Genomic DNA, 582 nt, shown 5'->3' on the forward strand with positions numbered 1-582 from the left:
TGTGCCCACGTTTACGTGTGGCTTATTACGTTCAAACTTAGCCTTAGCCATGTTTATAGTCCTCGTTTACGTCGAACACAATTCTGAGCAAGACTCAGCATCGACATATCGCCTAAAAAATCAAACACCCAATACTTGAAAAGCAGACTAATAAGCCTGCTTTTTAAATCTTTGTAGAAAATCTACTAAACTGTATCTGGAGCTCTTATCGAGATTTGAACTCGAGACCTCTCCCTTACCAAGGGAGTGCTCTACCACTGAGCTATAAGAGCGATTATCCTTCGATGGAGCGGGAGACGAGGGTCGAACTCGCGACATGCAGCTTGGAAGGCTGCCGCTCTACCAACTGAGCTACTCCCGCACGATGCTGGTATACTTAGCACTTCAATCGAAGTTAATGGTGGTGAGAGAAGGATTCGAACCTTCGAAACTTTCGTAGCGGAGTTACAGTCCGCCCCCTTTGACCGCTCGGGAATCTCACCATATCACACTTATTTCAGTGTTATCCTACACTTAACAACCTCACACTTTAAGTGGTGCCGGCACACGGATTCGAACTGTGGACCTACTGATTACAAGTCA

General features: G+C 45.9%; 3 tRNA genes. All 3 read right to left on the minus strand.

The window, feature by feature from the left end:
* Positions 1 to 197 precede the first annotated feature (197 nt).
* Positions 198 to 272, minus strand: a tRNA-Thr gene (locus UC75_RS16970).
* Positions 273 to 285: 13 nt separating this feature from the next.
* Positions 286 to 361, minus strand: a tRNA-Gly gene (locus tag UC75_RS16975).
* A 37-nt stretch (positions 362 to 398) separates the two neighbouring features.
* Positions 399 to 482, minus strand: a tRNA-Tyr gene (locus UC75_RS16980).
* Positions 483 to 582 lie beyond the last annotated feature (100 nt).

The sequence above is a fragment of the Acinetobacter sp. V2 genome, assembly GCF_001188385.1.
GTDB classification, from domain to species: Bacteria; Pseudomonadota; Gammaproteobacteria; order Pseudomonadales; family Moraxellaceae; genus Acinetobacter; species Acinetobacter oleivorans.